This is a genomic window from Escherichia sp. UTM R2 (genome assembly GCF_048593455.1).
GTDB lineage: Bacteria > Pseudomonadota > Gammaproteobacteria > Enterobacterales > Enterobacteriaceae > Escherichia > Escherichia coli.
In genome coordinates, this window is sequence record NZ_JBFWDY010000002.1 from 1804283 (window position 1) to 1825695 (window position 21413).

Annotated in this window: 9 protein-coding genes, 5 tRNA genes and 2 pseudogenes; 8 read left to right on the forward strand and 8 right to left on the reverse strand. The window is 47.2% G+C overall.

Annotated features, from left to right (window positions below; all coding sequences use genetic code 11):
- Positions 1 to 8: 8 nt before the first annotated feature.
- Both cobT and ldtA read left to right on the forward strand, forming a co-directional pair.
- Positions 9 to 1088: a nicotinate-nucleotide--dimethylbenzimidazole phosphoribosyltransferase gene (gene cobT, locus AB4H76_RS09500; RefSeq protein WP_001166160.1), complete on the forward strand. Its 1080-nt coding sequence runs from the start codon at positions 9 to 11 to the stop codon at positions 1086 to 1088.
- A 61-nt stretch (positions 1089 to 1149) separates the two neighbouring features.
- Positions 1150 to 2085, forward strand: a complete 936-nt coding sequence (ldtA, locus tag AB4H76_RS09505; RefSeq protein WP_000986321.1) for a L,D-transpeptidase — start codon at positions 1150 to 1152, stop codon at positions 2083 to 2085.
- Positions 2086 to 2139: 54 nt separating this feature from the next.
- Here the strand turns inward: ldtA and AB4H76_RS09510 are convergent.
- A tRNA-Asn gene (locus AB4H76_RS09510) sits at positions 2140 to 2215 on the reverse strand.
- A 326-nt stretch (positions 2216 to 2541) separates the two neighbouring features.
- On the opposite strand from AB4H76_RS09510, the gene nac reads away from it, so the two are divergent.
- A complete protein-coding gene (gene nac, locus AB4H76_RS09515) occupies positions 2542 to 3459 on the forward strand; it encodes a nitrogen assimilation transcriptional regulator NAC (protein ID WP_001011462.1) in 918 nt (305 codons plus the stop codon).
- A gap of 101 nt (positions 3460 to 3560) precedes the next feature.
- The gene (cbl, locus tag AB4H76_RS09520; protein ID WP_001011008.1) at positions 3561 to 4511 is read left to right on the forward strand and encodes an HTH-type transcriptional regulator Cbl; all 951 of its coding nucleotides are present in this window, start codon (positions 3561 to 3563) and stop codon (positions 4509 to 4511) included.
- Positions 4512 to 4548: 37 nt separating this feature from the next.
- Here the strand turns inward: cbl and AB4H76_RS09525 are convergent.
- Positions 4549 to 4624 (reverse strand) — tRNA-Asn (locus AB4H76_RS09525).
- 160 nt (positions 4625 to 4784) lie between these two features.
- Here AB4H76_RS09525 and yeeO point away from each other — a divergent pair.
- Positions 4785 to 6273 (forward strand): annotated as a pseudogene (gene yeeO, locus AB4H76_RS09530) (toxic metabolite efflux MATE transporter YeeO).
- Between the two features lie 100 nt (positions 6274 to 6373).
- Positions 6374 to 6449: transfer RNA gene (locus AB4H76_RS09535), tRNA-Asn, on the forward strand.
- Positions 6450 to 6901: 452 nt separating this feature from the next.
- Here AB4H76_RS09535 and AB4H76_RS09540 read toward each other — a convergent pair.
- The 3 genes from AB4H76_RS09540 to shiA form a co-directional block, all read right to left on the reverse strand.
- Positions 6902 to 7618 carry a YebC/PmpR family DNA-binding transcriptional regulator gene (locus AB4H76_RS09540; RefSeq protein ID WP_000532923.1) on the reverse strand — a complete coding sequence of 239 codons (717 nt, stop codon included), beginning with the start codon at positions 7616 to 7618 and terminating at the stop codon, positions 6902 to 6904.
- Positions 7619 to 7960: 342 nt separating this feature from the next.
- Complete coding sequence (amn, locus tag AB4H76_RS09545; protein WP_001060244.1) at positions 7961 to 9415, reverse strand: AMP nucleosidase; 1455 nt, start codon at positions 9413 to 9415, stop codon at positions 7961 to 7963.
- A gap of 101 nt (positions 9416 to 9516) precedes the next feature.
- Entirely contained in the window at positions 9517 to 10833 is a 1317-nt protein-coding gene (shiA, locus tag AB4H76_RS09550; protein WP_000378575.1) for a shikimate transporter, read from the reverse strand.
- 314 nt (positions 10834 to 11147) lie between these two features.
- Here shiA and AB4H76_RS09555 point away from each other — a divergent pair.
- Positions 11148 to 12200 (forward strand): annotated as a pseudogene (locus tag AB4H76_RS09555) (glycosyltransferase family 9 protein).
- A gap of 261 nt (positions 12201 to 12461) precedes the next feature.
- Here AB4H76_RS09555 and yeeJ read toward each other — a convergent pair.
- From yeeJ to mtfA, 3 genes are all read right to left on the reverse strand, one after another.
- Positions 12462 to 19538 carry an inverse autotransporter adhesin YeeJ gene (gene yeeJ / locus AB4H76_RS09560; protein WP_124061940.1) on the reverse strand — a complete coding sequence of 2359 codons (7077 nt, stop codon included), beginning with the start codon at positions 19536 to 19538 and terminating at the stop codon, positions 12462 to 12464.
- Between the two features lie 313 nt (positions 19539 to 19851).
- A tRNA-Asn gene (locus AB4H76_RS09565) sits at positions 19852 to 19927 on the reverse strand.
- Positions 19928 to 20027: 100 nt separating this feature from the next.
- On the reverse strand, positions 20028 to 20825 hold the full coding sequence (mtfA, locus tag AB4H76_RS09570) for a DgsA anti-repressor MtfA (RefSeq protein ID WP_001302302.1): 798 nt from the start codon (positions 20823 to 20825) through the stop codon (positions 20028 to 20030).
- Positions 20826 to 20918: 93 nt separating this feature from the next.
- Between mtfA and AB4H76_RS09575 the strand changes: the two genes are divergently transcribed.
- A tRNA-Ser gene (locus AB4H76_RS09575) sits at positions 20919 to 21008 on the forward strand.
- The last annotated feature ends 405 nt before the right edge of the window (positions 21009 to 21413 follow it).

Below are 21413 nucleotides of genomic sequence, written 5' to 3' on the forward strand. Positions count from 1 at the left end.
GACGTGAGATGCAAATACTTGCCGATTTACTGAATACGATCCCAGCCATCGATTCTACCGCTATGTCGCGTGCACAACGGCATATTGACGGGTTACTCAAACCTGTTGGTAGCCTGGGAAAGCTGGAGGTGCTTGCCATACAACTGGCAGGAATGCCGGGGTTGAATGGCATACCGCATGTGGGCAAAAAAGCGGTACTGGTTATGTGTGCCGATCACGGCGTCTGGGAGGAAGGGGTCGCTATTTCTCCAAAAGAAGTGACAGCCATACAGGCTGAAAATATGACCCGTGGAACAACCGGCGTGTGTGTGCTGGCAGAACAAGCGGGCGCTAACGTCCACGTAATTGATGTTGGTATTGATACTGCTGAGCCTATCCCCGGGCTTATCAACATGCGTGTCGCACGAGGTAGCGGCAATATTGCTTCAGCTCCGGCAATGAGTCGCCGTCAGGCTGAAAAGTTGCTTTTGGACGTCATATGTTATACGCAGGAGCTGGCAAAAAACGGTGTCACGCTGTTTGGTGTAGGTGAACTGGGGATGGCAAACACGACACCGGCAGCAGCAATAGTCAGCACAATCACTGGCCGGGATCCTGAAGAAGTGGTTGGGATTGGCGCAAACCTGCCGACAGATAAACTGGCTAATAAAATTGATGTTGTGCGTCGGGCGATTACGTTGAATCAACCAAATCCTCAGGATGGTGTTGATGTCCTGGCAAAAGTGGGTGGATTTGATTTGGTCGGAATAGCTGGAGTGATGTTAGGTGCTGCTTCCTGCGGTTTACCCGTGTTGCTGGATGGATTTCTTTCTTATGCTGCTGCGCTCGCAGCCTGCCAGATGTCTCCTGCGATCAAACCGTATCTCATTCCTTCTCACCTGTCGGCAGAAAAAGGCGCGCGTATAGCGCTCTCGCATTTGGGGCTGGAGCCTTATCTCAATATGGAGATGCGTTTAGGTGAGGGGAGTGGCGCAGCTCTGGCGATGCCCATCATCGAAGCTGCCTGTGCGATATACAACAACATGGGCGAACTTGCTGCCAGTAATATTGTTCTACCGGGGAATACGACTTCTGATTTGAACAGTTAAAAACGAAAAGTCTGATAAAAGCTATACTTAACGGATAGCTTTCGCGACATAGGAAAGGGACATGATGCGTCGTGTAAATATTCTTTGCTCATTTGCTCTGCTTTTTGCCAGCCATACTAGCCTGGCGGTAACTTATCCATTACCTCCAGAGGGTAGCCGTTTAGTGGGGCAGTCGTTTACTGTAACTGTTCCTGATCACAATACCCAGCCGCTGGAGACTTTTGCCGCACAATACGGGCAAGGGTTAAGTAACATGCTGGAAGCGAACCCGGGCGCTGATGTTTTTTTGCCGAAGTCTGGCTCGCAACTCACCATTCCGCAGCAACTGATTTTGCCCGACACTGTTCGTAAAGGGATTGTTGTTAACGTCGCTGAGATGCGTCTTTATTACTACCCACCAGACAGTAATACTGTGGAAGTCTTTCCTATTGGTATCGGCCAGGCTGGGCGAGAAACCCCGCGTAACTGGGTGACTACCGTTGAACGTAAACAAGAAGCTCCAACCTGGACGCCAACGCCGAACACTCGGCGCGAATATGCGAAACGAGGGGAGAGTTTGCCCGCATTTGTTCCTGCGGGCCCCGATAATCCCATGGGGCTGTACGCGATTTATATTGGCAGGTTGTATGCCATCCATGGTACCAATGCCAATTTTGGTATTGGGCTCCGGGTAAGTCAGGGCTGTATTCGTCTGCGCAATGACGATATCAAATATCTGTTTGATAATGTTCCTGTTGGGACGCGTGTGCAAATTATCGACCAGCCAGTAAAATACACCACTGAACCAGATGGCTCGAACTGGCTGGAAGTTCATGAGCCGTTGTCGCGCAATCGTGCAGAATATGAGTCTGACCGAAAAGTGCCATTGCCGGTAACCCCATCTTTGCGGGCGTTTATCAACGGGCAAGAAGTTGATGTAAATCGCGCAAATGCTGCGTTGCAACGTCGATCGGGAATGCCTGTGCAAATTAGTTCTGGTTCAAGACAGATGTTTTAAGAGCGTTGGTAATTAGAAAGCAAAAAGCCTGCTAGAAAGCAGGCTTTTTGAATTTGGCTCCTCTGACTGGACTCGAACCAGTGACATACGGATTAACAGTCCGCCGTTCTACCGACTGAACTACAGAGGAATCGTGTGAACGGGGCGCATATTAATGGCAGTGCATGGTGATGTCAAAGGGTGAAATGCATTTTTTTGTTTGTTTGCTGTCAATTTCAACAAAGTGGTGAGCTTTCAATCTTATTGGGTAATGAACCATCGTGGTGCATACCCTCCTTTTATAGGGCAGGGGAACGCGACAGCTGATTAAAGGAGCAAATGACGAATCTATCATAATCTCTTATTTGACAGTTGGTTAGCTTGTACATCAACACCAAAATAAAACTGGCAAGCATCTTGCAATCTGGTTGTAAGTAATGGCGGCACTTGGGCCGATTCTTAAAAACCGGAGGCAACATGAACTTCAGACGCCTGAAATACTTCGTAAAAATTGTAGATATTGGTAGCCTGACCCAGGCTGCTGAAGTATTGCATATCGCACAACCAGCGCTCAGCCAGCAGGTTGCCACACTGGAAGGTGAGTTAAATCAACAACTTTTGATCCGTACAAAGCGGGGCGTTACACCAACAGACGCCGGAAAAATTCTCTATACCCATGCGCGGGCCATTTTACGTCAGTGTGAACAGGCCCAACTGGCGGTGCATAACGTTGGTCAGGCATTATCGGGGCAAGTCTCGATTGGCTTTGCACCAGGAACCGCTGCGTCATCCATCACCATGCCCTTATTACAGGCGGTTCGCGCTGAATTTCCGGAGATCGTTATCTATCTTCATGAAAATAGTGGTGCAGTGCTTAACGAAAAATTGATAAATCACCAACTCGATATGGCGGTGATTTATGAGCATTCCCCTGTGGCTGGTGTATCCAGTCAGGCTTTGCTGAAAGAAGATCTTTTTCTGGTAGGAACTCAAGATTGCCCGGGGCAAAGCGTTGATGTGAATGCTATTGCGCAAATGAACCTCTTTCTCCCCAGTGATTACAGTGCTATTAGACTTCGTGTTGATGAGGCTTTTTCCCTACGGCGACTCACGGCAAAAGTTATTGGTGAAATTGAGTCTATTGCCACGCTTACCGCAGCGATTGCCAGCGGCATGGGCGTTGCAGTATTACCCGAATCGGCCGCGCGTTCGTTATGTGGCGCAGTAAATGGGTGGATGTCACGCATTACCACTCCTTCCATGAGTCTCTCTTTGTCATTAAATTTACCCGCCAGAGCGAACTTATCGCCACAGGCACAGGCAGTGAAAGAGTTGTTAATGTCAGTGATTAGTTCTCCAGTGATGGAAAAAAGGCAGTGGCAATTGGTGAGCTAAGTGTTATATCGGGATGGAATAAGATGCGGGTTTTTATTATTTGTTATGCCGGGCATTAGACTTTAACAATAACGGGAAATCTGAACTGCCCGGAGTTTACCGTGAATTTCCAACAACTAAAGATAATCCGCGAGGCTGCACGTCAGGATTACAACCTGACAGAGGTTGCGAATATGCTTTTTACCTCACAGTCAGGCGTCAGCCGTCATATTCGGGAACTGGAGGATGAACTTGGCATCGAAATATTTGTTCGACGAGGTAAGCGACTGCTGGGCATGACTGAACCGGGCAAAGCATTACTGGTCATTGCAGAACGTATTCTGAATGAAGCCAGTAATGTTCGTCGGCTTGCAGACCTGTTTACCAACGATACGTCTGGCGTTCTCACTATTGCAACGACGCATACTCAGGCACGTTATAGCTTGCCAGAGGTCATTAAAGCTTTTCGCGAACTTTTCCCGGAGGTTCGGCTCGAGCTAATCCAGGGGACGCCACAGGAAATTGCGACATTGTTGCAAAATGGCGAAGCTGATATTGGTATCGCCAGCGAGCGTTTGAGTAATGACCCGCAGCTCGTCGCCTTCCCGTGGTTTCGTTGGCACCATAGTTTGCTTGTTCCACACGATCATCCCTTGACGCAAATTTCACCATTGACGCTGGAATCAATAGCGAAGTGGCCGTTAATCACTTACCGACAGGGGATTACGGGGCGCTCACGTATTGATGACGCATTTGCCCGCAAAGGTTTGCTGGCAGATATTGTATTAAGTGCGCAGGATTCTGATGTCATTAAAACCTATGTTGCTCTTGGGCTTGGGATCGGATTAGTTGCCGAGCAATCCAGTGGCGAACAAGAGGAAGAGAATTTAATCCGCCTGGATACGCGGCATCTTTTTGATGCTAATACTGTCTGGTTGGGACTGAAGCGAGGACAACTTCAGCGTAACTATGTCTGGCGCTTTCTGGAACTTTGTAATGCAGGACTGTCAGTTGAGGATATCAAGCGGCAGGTGATGGAAAGCAGTGAAGAGGAAATTGATTATCAGATATAGCAAAAATCCCGCTATAAAAGCGGGCTTTTCAGGAATTTGGCTCCTCTGACTGGACTCGAACCAGTGACATACGGATTAACAGTCCGCCGTTCTACCGACTGAACTACAGAGGAATCGTTGTTGAGGCACATCTTAACGGCGAAAAATCTTTTGTCAAACCCGATTTTTAAATTCCCCAACTGTTTGCCGTTTCTATCAACAGTTTGTTGCATTTGCAGACAATTTGTTGGCGAAAATCTTTGCAGCTTTGCTGATTCTCCCTCATTATTTGAAATGTGGTTTCACTTTCTGCAATTAAGGTCGGCTTTGAATATCTCCTCTGCTTTACGCCAGGTTGTTCACGGCACTCGCTGGCACGCTAAACGCAAGAGCTACAAAGTGTTGTTCTGGCGCGAGATAACCCCGCTTGCTGTTCCTATCTTCATGGAGAATGCCTGTGTCCTGTTGATGGGGGTTCTGAGCACTTTTCTGGTCAGCTGGCTGGGAAAAGATGCGATGGCCGGCGTGGGATTGGCGGACAGCTTCAATATGGTCATTATGGCTTTTTTTGCTGCTATCGATCTTGGTACTACTGTCGTTGTGGCATTTAGTCTCGGTAAGCGGGATCGACGACGAGCGAGGGTGGCGACGCGGCAGTCATTGGTGATCATGACGTTGTTTGCCGTACTGTTGGCAACGCTTATTCATCATTTTGGCGAACAAATTATTGATTTCGTCGCGGGTGATGCCACGACAGAAGTTAAAGCACTGGCGTTGACTTATCTGGAGCTGACGGTACTCAGTTATCCAGCAGCTGCCATCACTCTTATTGGTAGCGGGGCACTTCGTGGTGCAGGGAATACGAAAATACCGCTATTGATTAACGGTAGCCTGAATATTCTTAATATTATTATTAGCGGCATATTGATTTACGGCCTTTTCTCCTGGCCGGGACTGGGATTTGTCGGGGCAGGGCTGGGTTTAACCATTTCTCGTTATATTGGCGCAGTTGCAATTTTGTGGGTGCTGGCGATTGGTTTTAATCCTGCGCTAAGGATTTCGTTAAAGAGCTATTTTAAACCGCTGAATTTTAGCATTATCTGGGAAGTCATGGGGATTGGTATTCCCGCGAGTGTCGAATCAGTGTTATTTACCAGTGGTCGGTTATTAACCCAAATGTTCGTTGCCGGGATGGGGACCAGTGTTATTGCCGGAAATTTTATCGCGTTTTCAATTGCGGCTCTTATCAACTTACCCGGAAGTGCGCTCGGCTCTGCTTCTACGATCATTACAGGCCGAAGGTTGGGGGTAGGGCAGATAGCGCAAGCAGAGATTCAGTTGCGGCATGTGTTCTGGCTTTCCACTCTTGGATTAACGGCCATCGCCTGGCTAACGGCTCCCTTTGCCGGGGTTATGGCATCGTTTTACACCCAGGATCCACAGGTTAAACATGTCGTTGTGATTCTGATTTCGGCTAAATGCTTTATTTATGCCTATTTGGTCCGCCTCATGGGTGCTACCCGCTGGATTTAAAGGTGCTCGTGATGCCCGTTACGCCATGTGGGTTTCGATGTTGAGCATGTGGGGTTGTCGGGTTGTAGTCGGTTATGTGCTGGGAATCATGCTTGGCTGGGGTGTGGTTGGTGTCTGGATGGGAATGTTTGCCGACTGGGCTGTGCGGGCCGTGCTGTTTTACTGGCGAATGGTTACTGGACGTTGGCTATGGAAATACCCTCGACCCGAGCCGCAAAAGTGTGAAAAAAAGCCAGTTGTGTCGGAATAAACGACAAAATGCAGATTATTTCAGCAAACGATTTCAAATTTAAAAAACAGGCTTTGACATTGTGGGTGGGCATCGCTAATATTCGCCTCGTTCTCACGATTCCTCTGTAGTTCAGTCGGTAGAACGGCGGACTGTTAATCCGTATGTCACTGGTTCGAGTCCAGTCAGAGGAGCCAAATTTTAGTTTTGAGACATCTCTATGAGTCTCAAAACAGTTAAAAAATAAAAATTATTTTTACCCGGTTACCTTGTAAAAAAGTGACCGGGTTTTTTGATTTCTGTGTTTCGTGTGCTTAATCGAGTCTCACGCTTCAGTGAGCAAATTGTCCCTCCCCAACAGACATCACGATTCGCAAGGTCAAAAACTCTGTTCCATGAAGTACCGTACAAAGATAAAGAGAAAAATGCCTTATGCGGGATGTCGCTATCGCGTCTTTATCGGGAAACTATGCGTAATTGCCACTTTGCCTTCTGTAATCAGAAAAAGAAGAACTGGAATTTTAATAAATATTATTTCTCTGGGAACGGGGGGGTATAATCAATATGACGAGTTGAATATTATATTTTTTATAAGAATTATATGAGATTAAAGAAATCTGCCGTAAAGACAGATTTCTTTAAAAGATAATTAGAGATTTGCGACGTTATGATAAACTTTTTGTACATCGTCGTCATCTTCAAGGGCATCAACAAGCCCTTCAAAGATTTCTAAATCTTCTGGGGAAAGCTCAACTTCAGATTGAGCAATCATTTCTAATTCTGTTGTTGAGAACTCAGTGATTCCAGCTGCTTTTAGAGCCGCGATTCCTTTATGAAGGTCAGTAGGTTCAGTATAAATAACAATGTTACCTTCTTCTTCAGTCACATCACGAACATCAACTTCAGCTTCAAGTAAAATTTCAAAAATATGGTCAGGGTCTGTCCCTTTAAATACAATCACACCCGTATTGTCAAACATATAGCTGACAGAACCTGCCGCTCCGATATTGCCGCCTTTTTTATTGAAAATTGTGCGAACGTTAGCAATCGTACGGTTAACATTTGAAGTCAATGTCTCGGCGATAATCATTGAGCCATTAGGACCAAAGCCTTCATAACGTCCCTGCACGAACGTTTCATCTCCGCCGCCTTTGGCTTTATCAATTGCTTTATCAATAACGTGCTTTGGAACTTGTGCCTGCTTTGCACGTTCAATAACGAATTTTAAAGATGTGTTTAATTCTGGATCGGGTTCACCTTGTTTAGCAGCAGCATAGATTTCTACACCGAATTTTGCATAAATTTTAGACGTTGCACCGTCTTTAGCCGTTTTTTTAGCAACAATATTGGCCCATTTACGTCCCACTGGAATGATCTCCTCGAAAATTTATTTACATTACTGGTAAATCGTTAACATGTGTTAATTCAGCATATTATATCATAACAGGAAAAATCTCGTCTATTAGAAATAAAAATATTCTAAAGCCATAATCTTATATTTAATTTTATAAAAACTTATATTGTTGGCGGGATTTTTTATAATTGTGTTTTGAAAGCATACTTGCTTTTAATATGTGGAAATCATTAAGACGATAATAAAACTCGTATCCGCCCAAGGAAGCAAACAGCCCACGATTATTGCAGGCTATTTGCCAGGTGTCTTACTTACTCCTTCACATCTATTTCTGATAAGAAGGTTCAGAACTTATTATCGGAACGGCGGCTCATTAAAGGTTCGTAATTTACGCGAATGCAGTCGGTCGCCTTCTGCGCGCAGCAAATCGATCGCCCGAATGCCAATTTGCAGATGTTCGGAAATAGCGCCTTCATAAAAACGGTTAGCCTGGCCGGGAAGTTTAATCTCGCCATGCAACGGTTTATCTGAAACACACAGTAGTGTCCCGTATGGCACGCGGAAACGATATCCTTGCGCGGCAATGGTTGCACTTTCCATATCAATTGCTACGGCCCGGCTTAAGTTAAAACGAAGTGCAGAAGCTGAGTAACGTAATTCCCAGTTCCTGTCATCTGTGGTTACCACAGTACCAGTACGTAGCCGCTGTTTGACTTCCTCACCGGGCCTGCCGCTCACCAGCTTGGTGGCGTCATAAAGCGCACGTTGCACTTCAGCAATGCTCGGAATAGGAATATCGGGCGGCAGAACCGCATCAAGAACGTGGTCATCGCGTAAATAAGCGTGTGCAAGTACATAATCGCCAATGGCCTGACTTTCACGTAATCCGCCACAGTGACCAATCATCAACCAGACATCCGGGCGTAGCACTGCCAGATGATCGCAGATGGTTTTAGCATTTGACGGTCCCACGCCAATATTCACCAGAGTAATACCCTGACCATCGGCGGTAATTAAATGCCATGCTGGCATCTGATGTTTTTTCCATGCAAGGTCGGAAATGGCTTCTTCTGGCGCTTCGGTTTCGGCGGTGATCCAGTTCCCGCCAGCACAAGAAAGGGCAATGTAGGGACTATCAGGATCGAGGATCTGGCTGCATCCCCAACGAACGAATTCATCCACATAACGTGTGTAGTTGGTAAACAAGACGAACGGCTGAAAATGTTCAACTGGCGTACCGGTATAATGGCGCAACCGTGCGAGGGAAAAATCGACGCGGCGCGCATCAAAATGCGATAGCGGGGAGAATTCAGTTGGATGATAAATGCCGTCTGCAGTTTCATCGCCAATTTGCGCCAGTTCTGTTGTCGGGAAGTAGCGAGTTAACCCAGCGCTCATTGAGCGATCAAGTGTCAATTCAGAGCCATCGATGACATAAGGATAAGGGATTTCATGCTGCGAGGGTTGCACTGAGATATGCGCACCATAATCCTGATACAGCAACGTAAGTTGTTCATTAAGATACGAACGAAAGAGAGTAGGGCGAGTAATCGTGGTGGTGTAGCTGCCTGCGTGGGTAAAGCGACCAAATGCGCGCGTTTTGGGGGGATTGGTTGTGCTACCGTCCCAGGTTACGGTCAGTGATGGATAGACAAAAAGACCTTGTTTGCGGGCGTTTTCATCAGGTAATTCGCCACTTGTAATATAGTTGCCAATGGCGTTGCGTAATGCGACTACAGATTGCTCATACAGCGCGTCGAGTTTATCCAGTGCCTGAGCTGGGGTCAGACCGGAGCCCTTATTATTCATGTGTGTCTCCTGTTCCATACAATTACCGCACATCCGATAGTATGTCACAGAAATGTGAAACAAAAGTGTAAGGCGAAGATCGGATGATCTTCGCCAGGCTATCAAGCGCGTTGACTGTCTTTCATCAACAAAGCGGTCATTGCGGAAATCAGGCATCCAGCCAGCAAATAAATGGCGACGCTATGCCAGTTCCCGGCAAAGTAAGTGATGAGTGCAGCGGCAATAAAAGGTGTAAATCCACCGCCAACCACACTGGCAACCTGATAACCGACTCCAGCGCCACTATAGCGATAACTGGCACCAAACATTTCGGTAAACATCGGTTGTTGCACACACACCACCATGTCATGCGCAATGTTTGCCAGCATTATGGAGAAGAAAACTATCCAGAAAATAGATTGTGCTTCAAGCGCCATAAAGAAAGGAAATGCGCTCAACGTTCCGATTAACGTACCTGTGATATAAACCCTACGGCGACCAAAACGATCGGCAAGCCAGGCAAAACAGGGAATTGTCAGGCAGCTTAATCCACCTACCAGCAAACCAATATTAAGGAAAAGTTCGCGCGGTAGCCCCATATTCTGGGTTGAATAATTAAGTGCAAAGGCAGTAACGATGTACATCGTCAGCAATTCGCACAGTCGTAGCGCAATAATCTTCAGGAAAGCACCGGGATGTCGTAACAGCGCTTCGATAACCGGGATGCGTTTTTTCGCGGCAGCTTGATAATGTTGCTGTTGTTCAAATTCCGCGGACTCCTCCATGCCATTGCGCACCCACAATGCTCCCAGTACCAGTACGATGCTAAACAGGAAAGGAATGCGCCAGCCCCAGCTTAAAAACTGTTCGTCAGTCGTCATCATACTGATCAATGAAACCAGTCCGGTTGAAAGCAGTAAACCTACACCGTAGCCAACTTGTACACCGCTACTGTAAAAGGCTTTTTTATTTTTCGGTGCACTTTCAACGGAAAGCAACGCCGCGCCTCCCCATTCGCCGCCGACTGCAAATCCCTGAATGGCACGCAGTGTCACCAGCAAAATAGGTGCCCACCACCCAATGGTCGAGAATGAAGGAAGAATACCAATCAAGGCTGTCGCGATGCCCATCATCCAGACGGTCAGCATTAACATGCGCTTACGTCCCAGTCGGTCGCCAAAGTGACCGAAAATGACACCGCCGAGCGGACGGAAAAGAAATCCGACGCCAAAGGTAGCAAATGCGGCGAGCGTTCCCATCGCCGGGCTTACTTGCGGGAAAAACTCGCGATTAAACACCAGTGCGGCGGTGATGCCATAGAGTAAAAAATCATACCAGTCGACGACGGCACCAGCGAAGCTGCCTAACGCAGCTCGTCGGGCGCGACTTAACGAAAGCGTCCCTTCATCGGGACGAGTGGAGATGAGCGTGGAGTCCATAATGATCCTGTTTGTACTGTCTTTTTATAATTAGTATGGAAAAGGTAACTCACATTGCCGTCGATCTATAAACGAACCTTATGAGACTACCTCGACAGAGCGCATCTGCAAATGATTTTATGGCTGATTAGCGGCAACATGAAAAATTCGATGGAAGATGAAAGCGCAGGAGTTGCTGGTGTTGTTTAAGGATTAAGCAGAGGACCCACAGGTTAGAGATATGAAACATAAAAGTCCGCATATGCACAAAATGGCACCCTGATGAGTCTGATAGACTGCATTGCATTATAACCAGTAGGGAGGCGAGGTTAGGTATGTTTTTAGCATCATTGTTGAGACGTATTGCATTTAGTTACTACGATTATAAAGCTTATAATTTCAATATTGAAAAAACAGACTTTGTTGTCATCCATATTCCCGATCAGATTGGCGATGCTATGGCCATCTTTCCTGTTATTCGGGCGCTTGAATTGCATAAAATTAAGCATCTTTTAATTGTAACGTCGACAATTAATTTAGAAGTCTTTAATGCGCTTAAACTTGAACAGACTAAATTAACATTAGTCACAATGACTATGCAGGATCACGCAACATTAAAAGAAATAAAAGATTTAGCAAAGAACATAACACAGCAATACGGTACGCCGGATCTTTGCATTGAGGGGATGCGTAAAAAGAACCTGAAAACGATGTTATTTATCAGTCAGTTGAAAGCAAAAACGAATTTTCAGGTTGTTGGTATAACCATGAATTGCTTCTCCCCTTTGTGCAAGAACGCGTCCCGTATGGATCAGAAACTCCGGGCTCCCGTACCTATGACATGGGCATTTATGATGCGTGAGGCGGGTTTTCCAGCAGTCAGGCCAATATATGAATTGCCACTAAGTGAGGATGTACTCGATGAGATGCGCGAGGAAATGCGATCGTTAGGATCTTACATTGCGTTCAATTTAGAAGGTAGCTCGCAGGAACGTACATTTTCATTATCGATTGCAGAAAATCTAATAGCAAAAATTTAAAGTGAAACAGATATACCAATAGTGATCGTTCATGGACCCAAAGGTGAAGATAAAGCCAGGGCATTAGTGGATTGTTATAATAATGTCTACCGTTTATCCTTACCACCCTCGATTAAACGTTCAGCAGCAATCATAAAAGATGCTTATATCGCAATAACTCCTGACACCTCAATATTACATATGGCAAGTGCCTATAATACCCCTGTTGTTGCAATTTATGCTGATTACAAAACGCGATGGCCCGCAATGGCCGATGTCTCGGAGTCAGTCGTCGTTGGGCAAAAAATTGACAATATAAGTCTGGATGAATTCGCAAAGGCATTAAAAAGTGTTTTGGCGAGAATATGAGACAGTACTTATGCATAGTAATGCCGATCTGTTATGAACGGTGGTGTCATCAATACTCTGAGGCTGGTCAATCATCACAGAAAACCAGCCTTTAGATCAAAGCAGTACTCACCGAAAATGATCATAGTCACATCGAACGCGATTCTGGCGGTGCCGCATTTTTATTTATTCATTTTCTGTGAGAGAAGGGCTAGTTCTGTAGAGGGAATGTAAAAAAGAGTGCCCCGAATGGAACACTCTTTAAGAAATTATAACGGAAAATCACAGGTTTTTATAACATGTCGCATAAGAAAACCCAAGCTTTTCAAATACGCTTTGATCACCTGTTGCCAGGGAAACTACGTATTGTTCGCTTGAGTTTGCGGGACTAGATGACCAATACATATTTGATTGAAAACCAGCGTCAGTCGTGTAATGCCCCATATCTCCCCATTCACTGTACAGTGACCCGATGCCTCGGGAACTACAGTGGTTTAAATAGTTTGCTCTGGGGAGCGTGTAGCCATTGCTGCTGCAAAAATTTTCAGCAAGGCTGTATATCATGAAAGCCTCGCCGGCGTTCACCCACCAACTCTTCACACGGATTTCGTATACATAGCTAGGGCCTCCTGATTTTGGCGTCGCCGTAATCCTTTCCGAATTGCTGCCGACATTTTTAAATGTCACTTTACCGGTAGCATCAACATCGACCCAGGAGGCAGAGCTTGAAAACTCATAATCAGCCGCCGTTTTTCCTGGGGCAAAGTTGTCATTATTCAACTGATAATACGCCCCGGTGAACCCCTGCGAAGGGAATGTAGTTGTCGGTAGGTCAGTACCATTGACTGATACTGTACCGCTCATTATTTTGTCTTCTGCGCGAGTGAATTGTATTGTGGTACTCAGACCAGCTTGATGAACACCATTCAATACAGGGATCAGCGTTGCGATACCCTCTCCGCCTCCTGTAACAGTGGCTTTGTAATCACCGTTGATATTTAGACTGTAATCAATTGCGCTAATTTTTATATAGGGCACGTTAGTACCTGATTGCACAAATTCCATCCCTTCAGAAACTTTGATCGGATTGCCTGATATATCGTGCAGAACAAGACGTAATTCAGCACTATCGGTATAGTCCCCTTTCAGTGATGACCGATTGCTCTTAAGGACGGACTGCGAGGTGTCTGCCGGGCCAGCCACCAGCGTTATATCTACTGTTTGCATTCCACCAGCGGTCGTGACTGCGCTTACCGTGACGCTACCTGTCATCGCTCCTTTCACGCTTGTTGTCGCGATTCCGTTTTGATCGGTCACCGCTGTTAATGACGTTAATGTGGCAGAGCCGCTTTTTAAGGCGAAGTACACAGTGAGACCTTCGATCAGGTTACCACTGCCATCCTCAACCGTTGCCTTTAAGGTACTTAAATCAGTGTTGGTGGCGGCGATAGTCGATGGATCAGCGATAAAGCTAGCAACATGGGCGGTGCTTGAGTTGCCAGTGACTTTCACGGTTGTCTGTGTCTGTATTGTTACGCCGTTATGGAAAGATGCAGTCACCGTATATGTACCGACTTTATTGCTGGTCAAAACGACTGGAGCCTGACCTGAAGAGTTAGTTCTCACTTTTCCGCCACTTAACGTCGCCCCTTCTGGCGTTACGCTAAAGTTGATGACCTGACCCTCCACTGGAGTGCCATTTGCAGAGGTTAGCGTTGCCGTCAGAGTAGCGCCTGTAGGGGCATAGACACCGATAAGCGGACTGGACGCCGTGAGTGTCAGTTTTTCATCAATAGCCTCCAGTTGTTTCTCAAGTGAGGCTCCATTCGGCAGGGATGCTTTCACCATATACGAACCGTTTCTTTCGGGCGTCATGGTGACCTCGGCTACACCCTGCGTATTAGTAGAGACCGTATTCTGGCTGATGATCATTTGCGAGGATGGCTCTGCACTGAATGTCACGGGTTGATGCGCAACCGGGTTGCCAAACTGGTCGTTAACGTGAGCTTTAACTGCTACGTCTTGTGCGACCATTACCTGACCTTCCGGTATCTCCAGACTGGTAATCGTCGCAGAATTAACATCTGCACTGGCATTCAGTAATCGCGAGATGACTTCAGTAGGTTTATCTGCCAGAGAGGCTGAAACTGTTTTCAGTCCGACCTCGGTGCTTGTCACAAGAATTTCAGCGAAACCCCGATCATCCGTTTCAACGCTGGTGCTGCTTAGCGTGACGGAGGTTCCGCGGAAATTAACTTTTATGCCTTCTACCGGGTTGCCGTTAGCGTCAGTGACGCTTGCCGTCATGGTTGCGCCCTCGGTCGTGCTGACGACGAATGAGTATACAGAGGTTAAGGAGGCTAGTTTTGCGGTACCAGCATCGGCAATCAAAGTCACCTGTTTCGTATCACTGACACCATAATTGTTCACGCTAACTGTCACGGGGTAGGTGCCGGATTTTGTACCGCTCAGTGTAACTTCAGCCTTGCCGTTGATATCAGTAATGGCGGAACCGCCTTGTCCGAGAGTAAAGCTTGCGCTCACATCTGCCGGTAGCGTGAATGTCACCGCCTCATTGGCTAACGGGTTGCCGTTTCCATCAGTCACTGTTGCCTGCAGCCTGGTCATCCCGACGTTATTAGCGATAAAATTGTCCTCGGTAACGTTAAGATTAACCTGCGCAGTGAGCGTATCCGCAATAAAGTTCACCACCAACTGCTCACTCTTACCGCCAGTCATCGATGCTGTAACAGTATGAGCGCCTGCTTTTGTACCTTTCAGCGTGACTTTCGCTTTGCCTTCAGCATCAGTAATCACTTTACCGCCATCGCTCAGCGTGAAGTTCGCCTTCACATCTTCCGGCAGAGTAAATGTTACCTCAGTGTTGGCTATCGCATTGCCCTCTGTATCAGCGACTGTTGCTGTTAGTGTCGTGAGATCGTTATTGTCGGCAATCACCGGATCCTTCGAGGCTGCCAGCGTGATTTCAGCATTCGCGACGTTCGGCACATAGGTCACTGTTTGTTGCATCGAATAGCCATTTTCGAGGGTTGCCGTCAATTGATAAACCCCGGCTTTTGTAGCGGTAAAGCTTGCGTAAAAATTGCCGTCGTGGTTGGTAGTATATATAGCGTTATTACTGGGGGTCACGCCTTCACTTGGTGAAACGCTGAGGGTTACCTCCTGCTGGGGGACACCGTTGCCGTAATTATCCTTCACCTCAATATACAGACTGGTTGTCTCGCCTGCGGAGACTGTATCAAAAAGTGCCTGTAGCAAGGTGAGATGTGCCGTAGACGCATCAGCGTTGACATTAATTGATGTGCTAAGCGTGGAGCTACCATTTTCCAGACTGGCCTCAACGGTATCCGGTCTCGCTCCTGATTCTATCGAGGAGCGGGTATTGGTATAAGTGACGGTAGTCTTACCCTGTTCGTTCGTCACGGCTTGACCGCCGTTCGTCATTTCGGCTGTCGCTGCGTTGCTGGTGAAGTTCACAGTCACACCTTTCACCGGAAAGCCATTATTATCAACGACTGTGGCGGTGATGACGCTGCCGGAGCTGTTCTGCGGGGTACCGGCGATTATGCTGTCTGGGACAGGCGTCAACTCGATAATTTTTGCCGCCGCTGTGTCGCCAATAAAATGCACAGTTTTGTTGTCGCTGGCACCATTATTAGCCAGTGATGCAGTAACCGTCTTCTCACCAAAGGCAACGCCTGCGAGAGTGGCCTGCGCGATGCCAGACTCGTTGGTATTACTTACTCCCGGGGTCAGGGTGAGTCCTGAAGAGGCTGAGCTGAATGTTACCGGAAGATTATTCACCTCATTGTCGAACTGATCTTTAACCGTTGCAGTTAGCGTTGCGCTATCGACGCCATTACCTGTGATCTCATCTTTTGATATCTGCAGGACAACCTGAGCCGAGGCTTTGTCCGCCACAAATGTTACCGGCTGCGAATCACTGGTATTGTTATTACCCAGCGTTGCGGTAACCGTATGCGTGCCCGCTTTTTTACCTTTCAGCGTGACATGCGCTTCCCCATTGGCCTGAGTGATGGCAATACCGTTATTTTCAAGGGTAAAGTTTGCCGCAACGTCCTGTGGCATGGTGAAGTTTACCGTTATCCCCGCCACCGGATGATTCGACGGATCTTTCACTGTTGCTGTCAGAGTTGTCTCATCCACGCCATTCCCAATGATTTCCGCTTTCGATGTTTGCAAAACGACAACCGCTCTGTCTTTATCCGCCACAAACGTCATTGGCTGTGCATCGCTGACATTGCTGTTAGCCAGACGAGCCATGATCATATGCGTGCCCGCTAACGTGCCGGTCAGGGAGGCGATTGCAACCCCGTTACTATCCGTCATGCCTTTTCCTCCGTTGCTAATCGAGAACTTACTTGCGACGTCGTTTGGCACAGAGAAGGTGATTTCTTTATCTTTTAGTGGGTTGCCATTTTTATCCTGCAAGGTTGCAGTCATATATTGCGGAGCTGTGTTGGTGACGGTGATATCACCTGAAGGCACACTGAGGGTCAGGGCAGCAGTACTTTGATCACCGATAAAATTCACCTGTTGATTAGCCTGGGAACCAGAGCTCACAGAGGCCGTAACCCTATAATCACCATTTTTCAAACTGGTCAGCGTAGCTGTGGCGATCCCGTCGTGGCTATTCACTTCGGTTTGGCTCAGTTTCGCCTCTGCTGAATTAACATTGAAAGTGACCATGACGTCATTGAGCAGGTTGCCTTTTGCATCCCGGACGGTCGCGGTCATTGTGACGCTGTCATTGCCGTCAGCAACCACTTCATTTTTCGACTTCTGCAGATCAACCTGCGCGGTACTCGAGTCGCCGACAAAACTGACGATTAACGTTTGTTTCACGCCATTTTCAAGGGTGACTTCAACCGTGTTGTCTTCCTGCTTACTACTTTTCAGATCAAAAGTCGCCAGACCATTAACATCCGTTTTTGCGGTGTTTTGATTGTTGAAGGAAGTTGCCGATCCGCTTAATACCGCAAACGTGACGGTATGATCATTGATTGGGTTGCTTCCTTCATCAGCGACATTGACCGAGACGGTGTTTGCTGCATTCTCATTGGCGAGCACACCATTATTGCTGGCAGATAATGTCGCAATTTTCGCTGACTGCGGGTTGGCGTCGATGATAAATCCAGCGGTATGCAAATCTTCATTCCAGTTTTGCATTAATAGCTTCGCAGTAAGTCCACTGCCTTTGGTATAGGCGGTATAGGTCGCCTTATAGACGCCATCTGCGGTTTCTTTCCAGTCTGTAGTGACTCCTGGTTTCACGTTGTCGATGCTGACTGCGTTATTCAGTTGCTGTTTTTGTTCCTTAACAGGTTTGTCATTTTCATCTCTCAGTTCTACCGTCACCTCGATAGGATTGCCGGAGAGATAACGGTCCTTATCAATCTTAATTGACGAGTGAGTTCGGGATGACGAAACAGAAATGATATTCACCACGGCGGGGGCTTTAGCCGCATCCACACCATTCAGCTGTGGCATCAGCGTCAGCGTGCCAGACATCGCTCCTGTGGTCAGGATCTGGGTATAGCTTCCGTCACCATTATCTTTCCAGTCAGAAAGGGTGATGTCCTGAACACCTTCGTGACGCGTCGAGAGCACCAGCCCGACAACAGGATTACCTGCTGCATCATGCGCAATAAAAGTCAGTGTGGCGGTTGAATGGGAATCCGCGTTCAATGTTTGGGTACTTAACGATACCGAGGAATCTTTCTGGCTTAGCGTAGGTGCCTGAACGACCACCATGCTCTGTTCACGATTCGACAAATTGCCTTTGACATCTTCGGCGGTGACTTCAATCGGCCAGGTGTTATCGGTTTCTGGCGTACTGGTGAACCGGTAAGCCGGCAGGGTAACCAGAATATCTTTACCCGTTGTGACCACTTTGCCACCGGCAGCTTCCAGTGCGGTGGCTTCGACGTTATAGCCTTTCAGGGCATATTTGGTTTGTAGCGACGAAACCAGTGATTTCACTTCTCCTGACTTCCCTGTCACGGGGTCTGTCAGGGTCAGGCGAACCAGTTCTTTTTTGCGATATTCCAGAACGATATTGTTGTTGCGATCCACCAGATCATAACGGCTGCCTGCAAGGCTACGCCGTGCAGCGACTTCATTCGGGTCAAGCTGTTTCTGCATTGCGCTGCCAGGTTGCCAGGTAAAATCGACGGCAAAACGGGTGTCATTTTCGCCCTGTTTACCCTGGCGTTGCTCCGCGCTGAAGGTCATCAGCGGGAAGGGGGTATAGTTAAGTCCAGCGGTTATGGCATGAGGATTACTTTGCCGATCGTCTTTATCGAACAGGGCCACTTCATCGCCATAATACTGTTCATAGACCAGTTTACCGCCAAGGTGCGGCCAGGCGGGTAGCCAGCTTTCTGCGCGTACATCCCAGCCATTGGCCGGGCGTGCTTCATAATCGTTGTCCAGTTCAGGTGCGCTGCGCCAGTTGGTCAGTCGCAAATAGCCGTTACTGCTTAATTTTAGATAGTCGCGCCAGTACTCCGCGCCAATGCCGGCGCGGGAGTGGTAACGGCTAAGATCGTGGTCGAAAAAGAAGTTGATGCCCGACATCCATGTGGGAGTGAAATGACGCCAACCTAAGCCGTTGTTAATCTGCGTACGCTCGTCAGTACGATGGAGAGTATGCTGACTGAAAAAGAGATTATCAGGCGTTTTATACCACGGATGGAGAAAATCGAACTGGGAGTTCTTCAGGCTAAAATCTTCATCCACGCCCAGCGTGATTCTTGCGGTACCGAAGCGGCTTAACCAGTCTGTCATTGCGCCTGAAGCCTGAGAAGAGGCCCATCCACGCGCCATATTTGCCGCTTGCTCGCTGTTCATATCTTCGGCGAGCAGAGACCCGATTTGCTGTGAAGTACTGGCTATCTGTTGCTCGAGGTTGTCACTGCTATTACCCGGCGGCGGGGTTAATTTTTTTTCACTAACTTGTGCCGGGACATCCAGTTCATCACCCTGGCGGACATTATCAAAACCTCGAGCAAACGTACGAAACTGGTTGAGTTTGCGTAACTCAGCCACCGAAATACCGAAACGTTCGGCAACGCTTTGGGCCGATTCCAACGCTCCAAGGGTGTAGGGCACCGTATTGGCATTTGCAATGGCAATTTGTGCAGGAACTGGTTGTTGGGTTGCGGCGTTTACCACACCTTGTGCTGCCGCAGCCATAGGGAACGCAAGTTGAGTTATCAGACAGATACCCGCAGTTAAGCGGCGTAGTTTAATTCCCATCCCGCATAATATTTGTCGGTCATTTATTTCTTCTCCACTTCTCTTCTTCGTAGCCATGCTTACCTTCCCTGAACGAGCTAACATAAATGCGCCCTTTCTAGCACAGCGAAAAAATGTAAATACTGATAGCAATATGATTGAAAATTAATAACTTTTCGTTAGGCAGTTTTGGGTGTGAGTTGCAAGAGGGGAGACTACTGAATAACTCAAGTTTTATAATCGAGGGGAAAATGGTGATGGCGTTCATAGCAAAACGCCCTCAACCATAAAGGTCGAGGGCGCTTAAGATGTTAAAAACCCGCTATCCGTTAAAAAACAATGTTCAACTAAGGTCAGTGACATTGCGCTAAAAAAGCGAATTTTTAGAATTTGGCTCCTCTGACTGGACTCGAACCAGTGACATACGGATTAACAGTCCGCCGTTCTACCGACTGAACTACAGAGGAATCGTGTGAACGGGGCGAATATTACTTAGCGGTACCTTGTCTGTCAACACTAAATTTCATAAGTCATTTCAATTGGTTAATTAATCTGCAAAGTTGTTAATTAATGAACATTCGTCGCCGAAAACGAGTCTGTATCATTAGCGTGATGCAGTCTCTGCAAAGGATCTTGTTGATAAAATTGGCAGAAACGTTGCCACAATGAAGGGAAACGAGGAGCAAAAAGTTCTGGGGCGCTAAAGAAATATTCAGAAAGTACGGCAAAACATTCAGCAGGATCGCTGGCTGCATAAGCATCAATGCTCGCCGCATTCTCGCCAACCAATTCGATTTCTTCCTGAATGTTGTTCATTGCAGCATGAAGATCGTGTTCCCAGCCAGCAACCTCACGCAACGGAATAAAGGGAACTCCGCTGGCGCGATCGCCGTTACGGGTGTCCAGCTTATGAGCGACTTCATGAATAATCAGGTTAAAACCAGAAGCATCAAAAGAATCTTGTATATCCAACCAGTTCAAAACGATAGGCCCTTGCTGCCAGCTCTGACCTGACTGAACAATACGTTGGTTATGCACCAGACCGATATCGTCTTCCCATTCATCATCGACCACAAATGGCGCAGGATAAATTAAGACTTCATGAAAACCATCCAGCCATTCCAGTCCTAACTCCAGAACGGGTAGGCAAAATAGAAGTGCTATCCGGCAGCTTCTTAATGAATCCAGTTCAAAGCCCTGTAAAGGAACAAGCCGCTTTTGCTGTAAAAAACGTTCGGCAAGAGTGACTAATTTGCTTTGTTCCTGTTCCGTCAGACACGTTAAAAGGGGGATCGATAGTGCTTCCTGCCAGGGAAGGGCAGTTTGATGTGCTGATTCTTGTACTTTCCAGGGCCACTTAATCATCGTTTTGCTCGCAAACTCGTCACTTGAACAAAATTGCACGGACAGGGACTGTTAAAATGCCAAATTTCCTGGCATCATGGCAACCATCTGAACGGAGAGATGCCGGAGCGGCTGAACGGACCGGTCTCGAAAACCGGAGTAGGGGCAACTCTACCGGGGGTTCAAATCCCCCTCTCTCCGCCACTTTATCAATGACTTATCTCCCGACTTCCCGCCTTGCTTTTCCTAAACAGAACAATCGTAGAATATTCTTGAAGGGTTAGATCGTCACTGTTTTCTGTTCGATACTGTGACATTCAGCACTTGATTCGCTATGGATCTGACAGGAAGCTTTCGAGCGAAAATGTGCAGTTATTCAGTCGTTTTCTTATCGCTCACCATTATTCTTTTAGATATTCATCCTATGAAACTGCCGCAAAGTTGGTGGTGGGAACTGAAGTTGCGTAGAGAAGGGTTCAATAATTGAGTCAAAAAAGGAACGCGGCCGTCAGATTAAAGCCGCGGGACAAAGTCCATAATTTCCAAGAGTTGTTGAATTTCCCAGCTTTTTTGAAAGCCTTTGTATCATACTAACAAGTAAAAAAGGTT

Coding starts and splice junctions, on each gene's coding strand:
- ldtA (WP_000986321.1), top strand. CDS start 1,150: ATGATGCGTCGTGTAAATATTCTTTGCTCATTTGCTCTGCTTTTTGCC.
- shiA (WP_000378575.1), bottom strand. CDS start 10,833: ATGGACTCCACGCTCATCTCCACTCGTCCCGATGAAGGGACGCTTTCG.
- yeeJ (WP_124061940.1), bottom strand. CDS start 19,538: ATGGCTACGAAGAAGAGAAGTGGAGAAGAAATAAATGACCGACAAATA.
- mtfA (WP_001302302.1), bottom strand. CDS start 20,825: ATGATTAAGTGGCCCTGGAAAGTACAAGAATCAGCACATCAAACTGCC.
- nac (WP_001011462.1), top strand. CDS start 2,542: ATGAACTTCAGACGCCTGAAATACTTCGTAAAAATTGTAGATATTGGT.
- cobT (WP_001166160.1), top strand. CDS start 9: ATGCAAATACTTGCCGATTTACTGAATACGATCCCAGCCATCGATTCT.
- amn (WP_001060244.1), bottom strand. CDS start 9,415: ATGAATAATAAGGGCTCCGGTCTGACCCCAGCTCAGGCACTGGATAAA.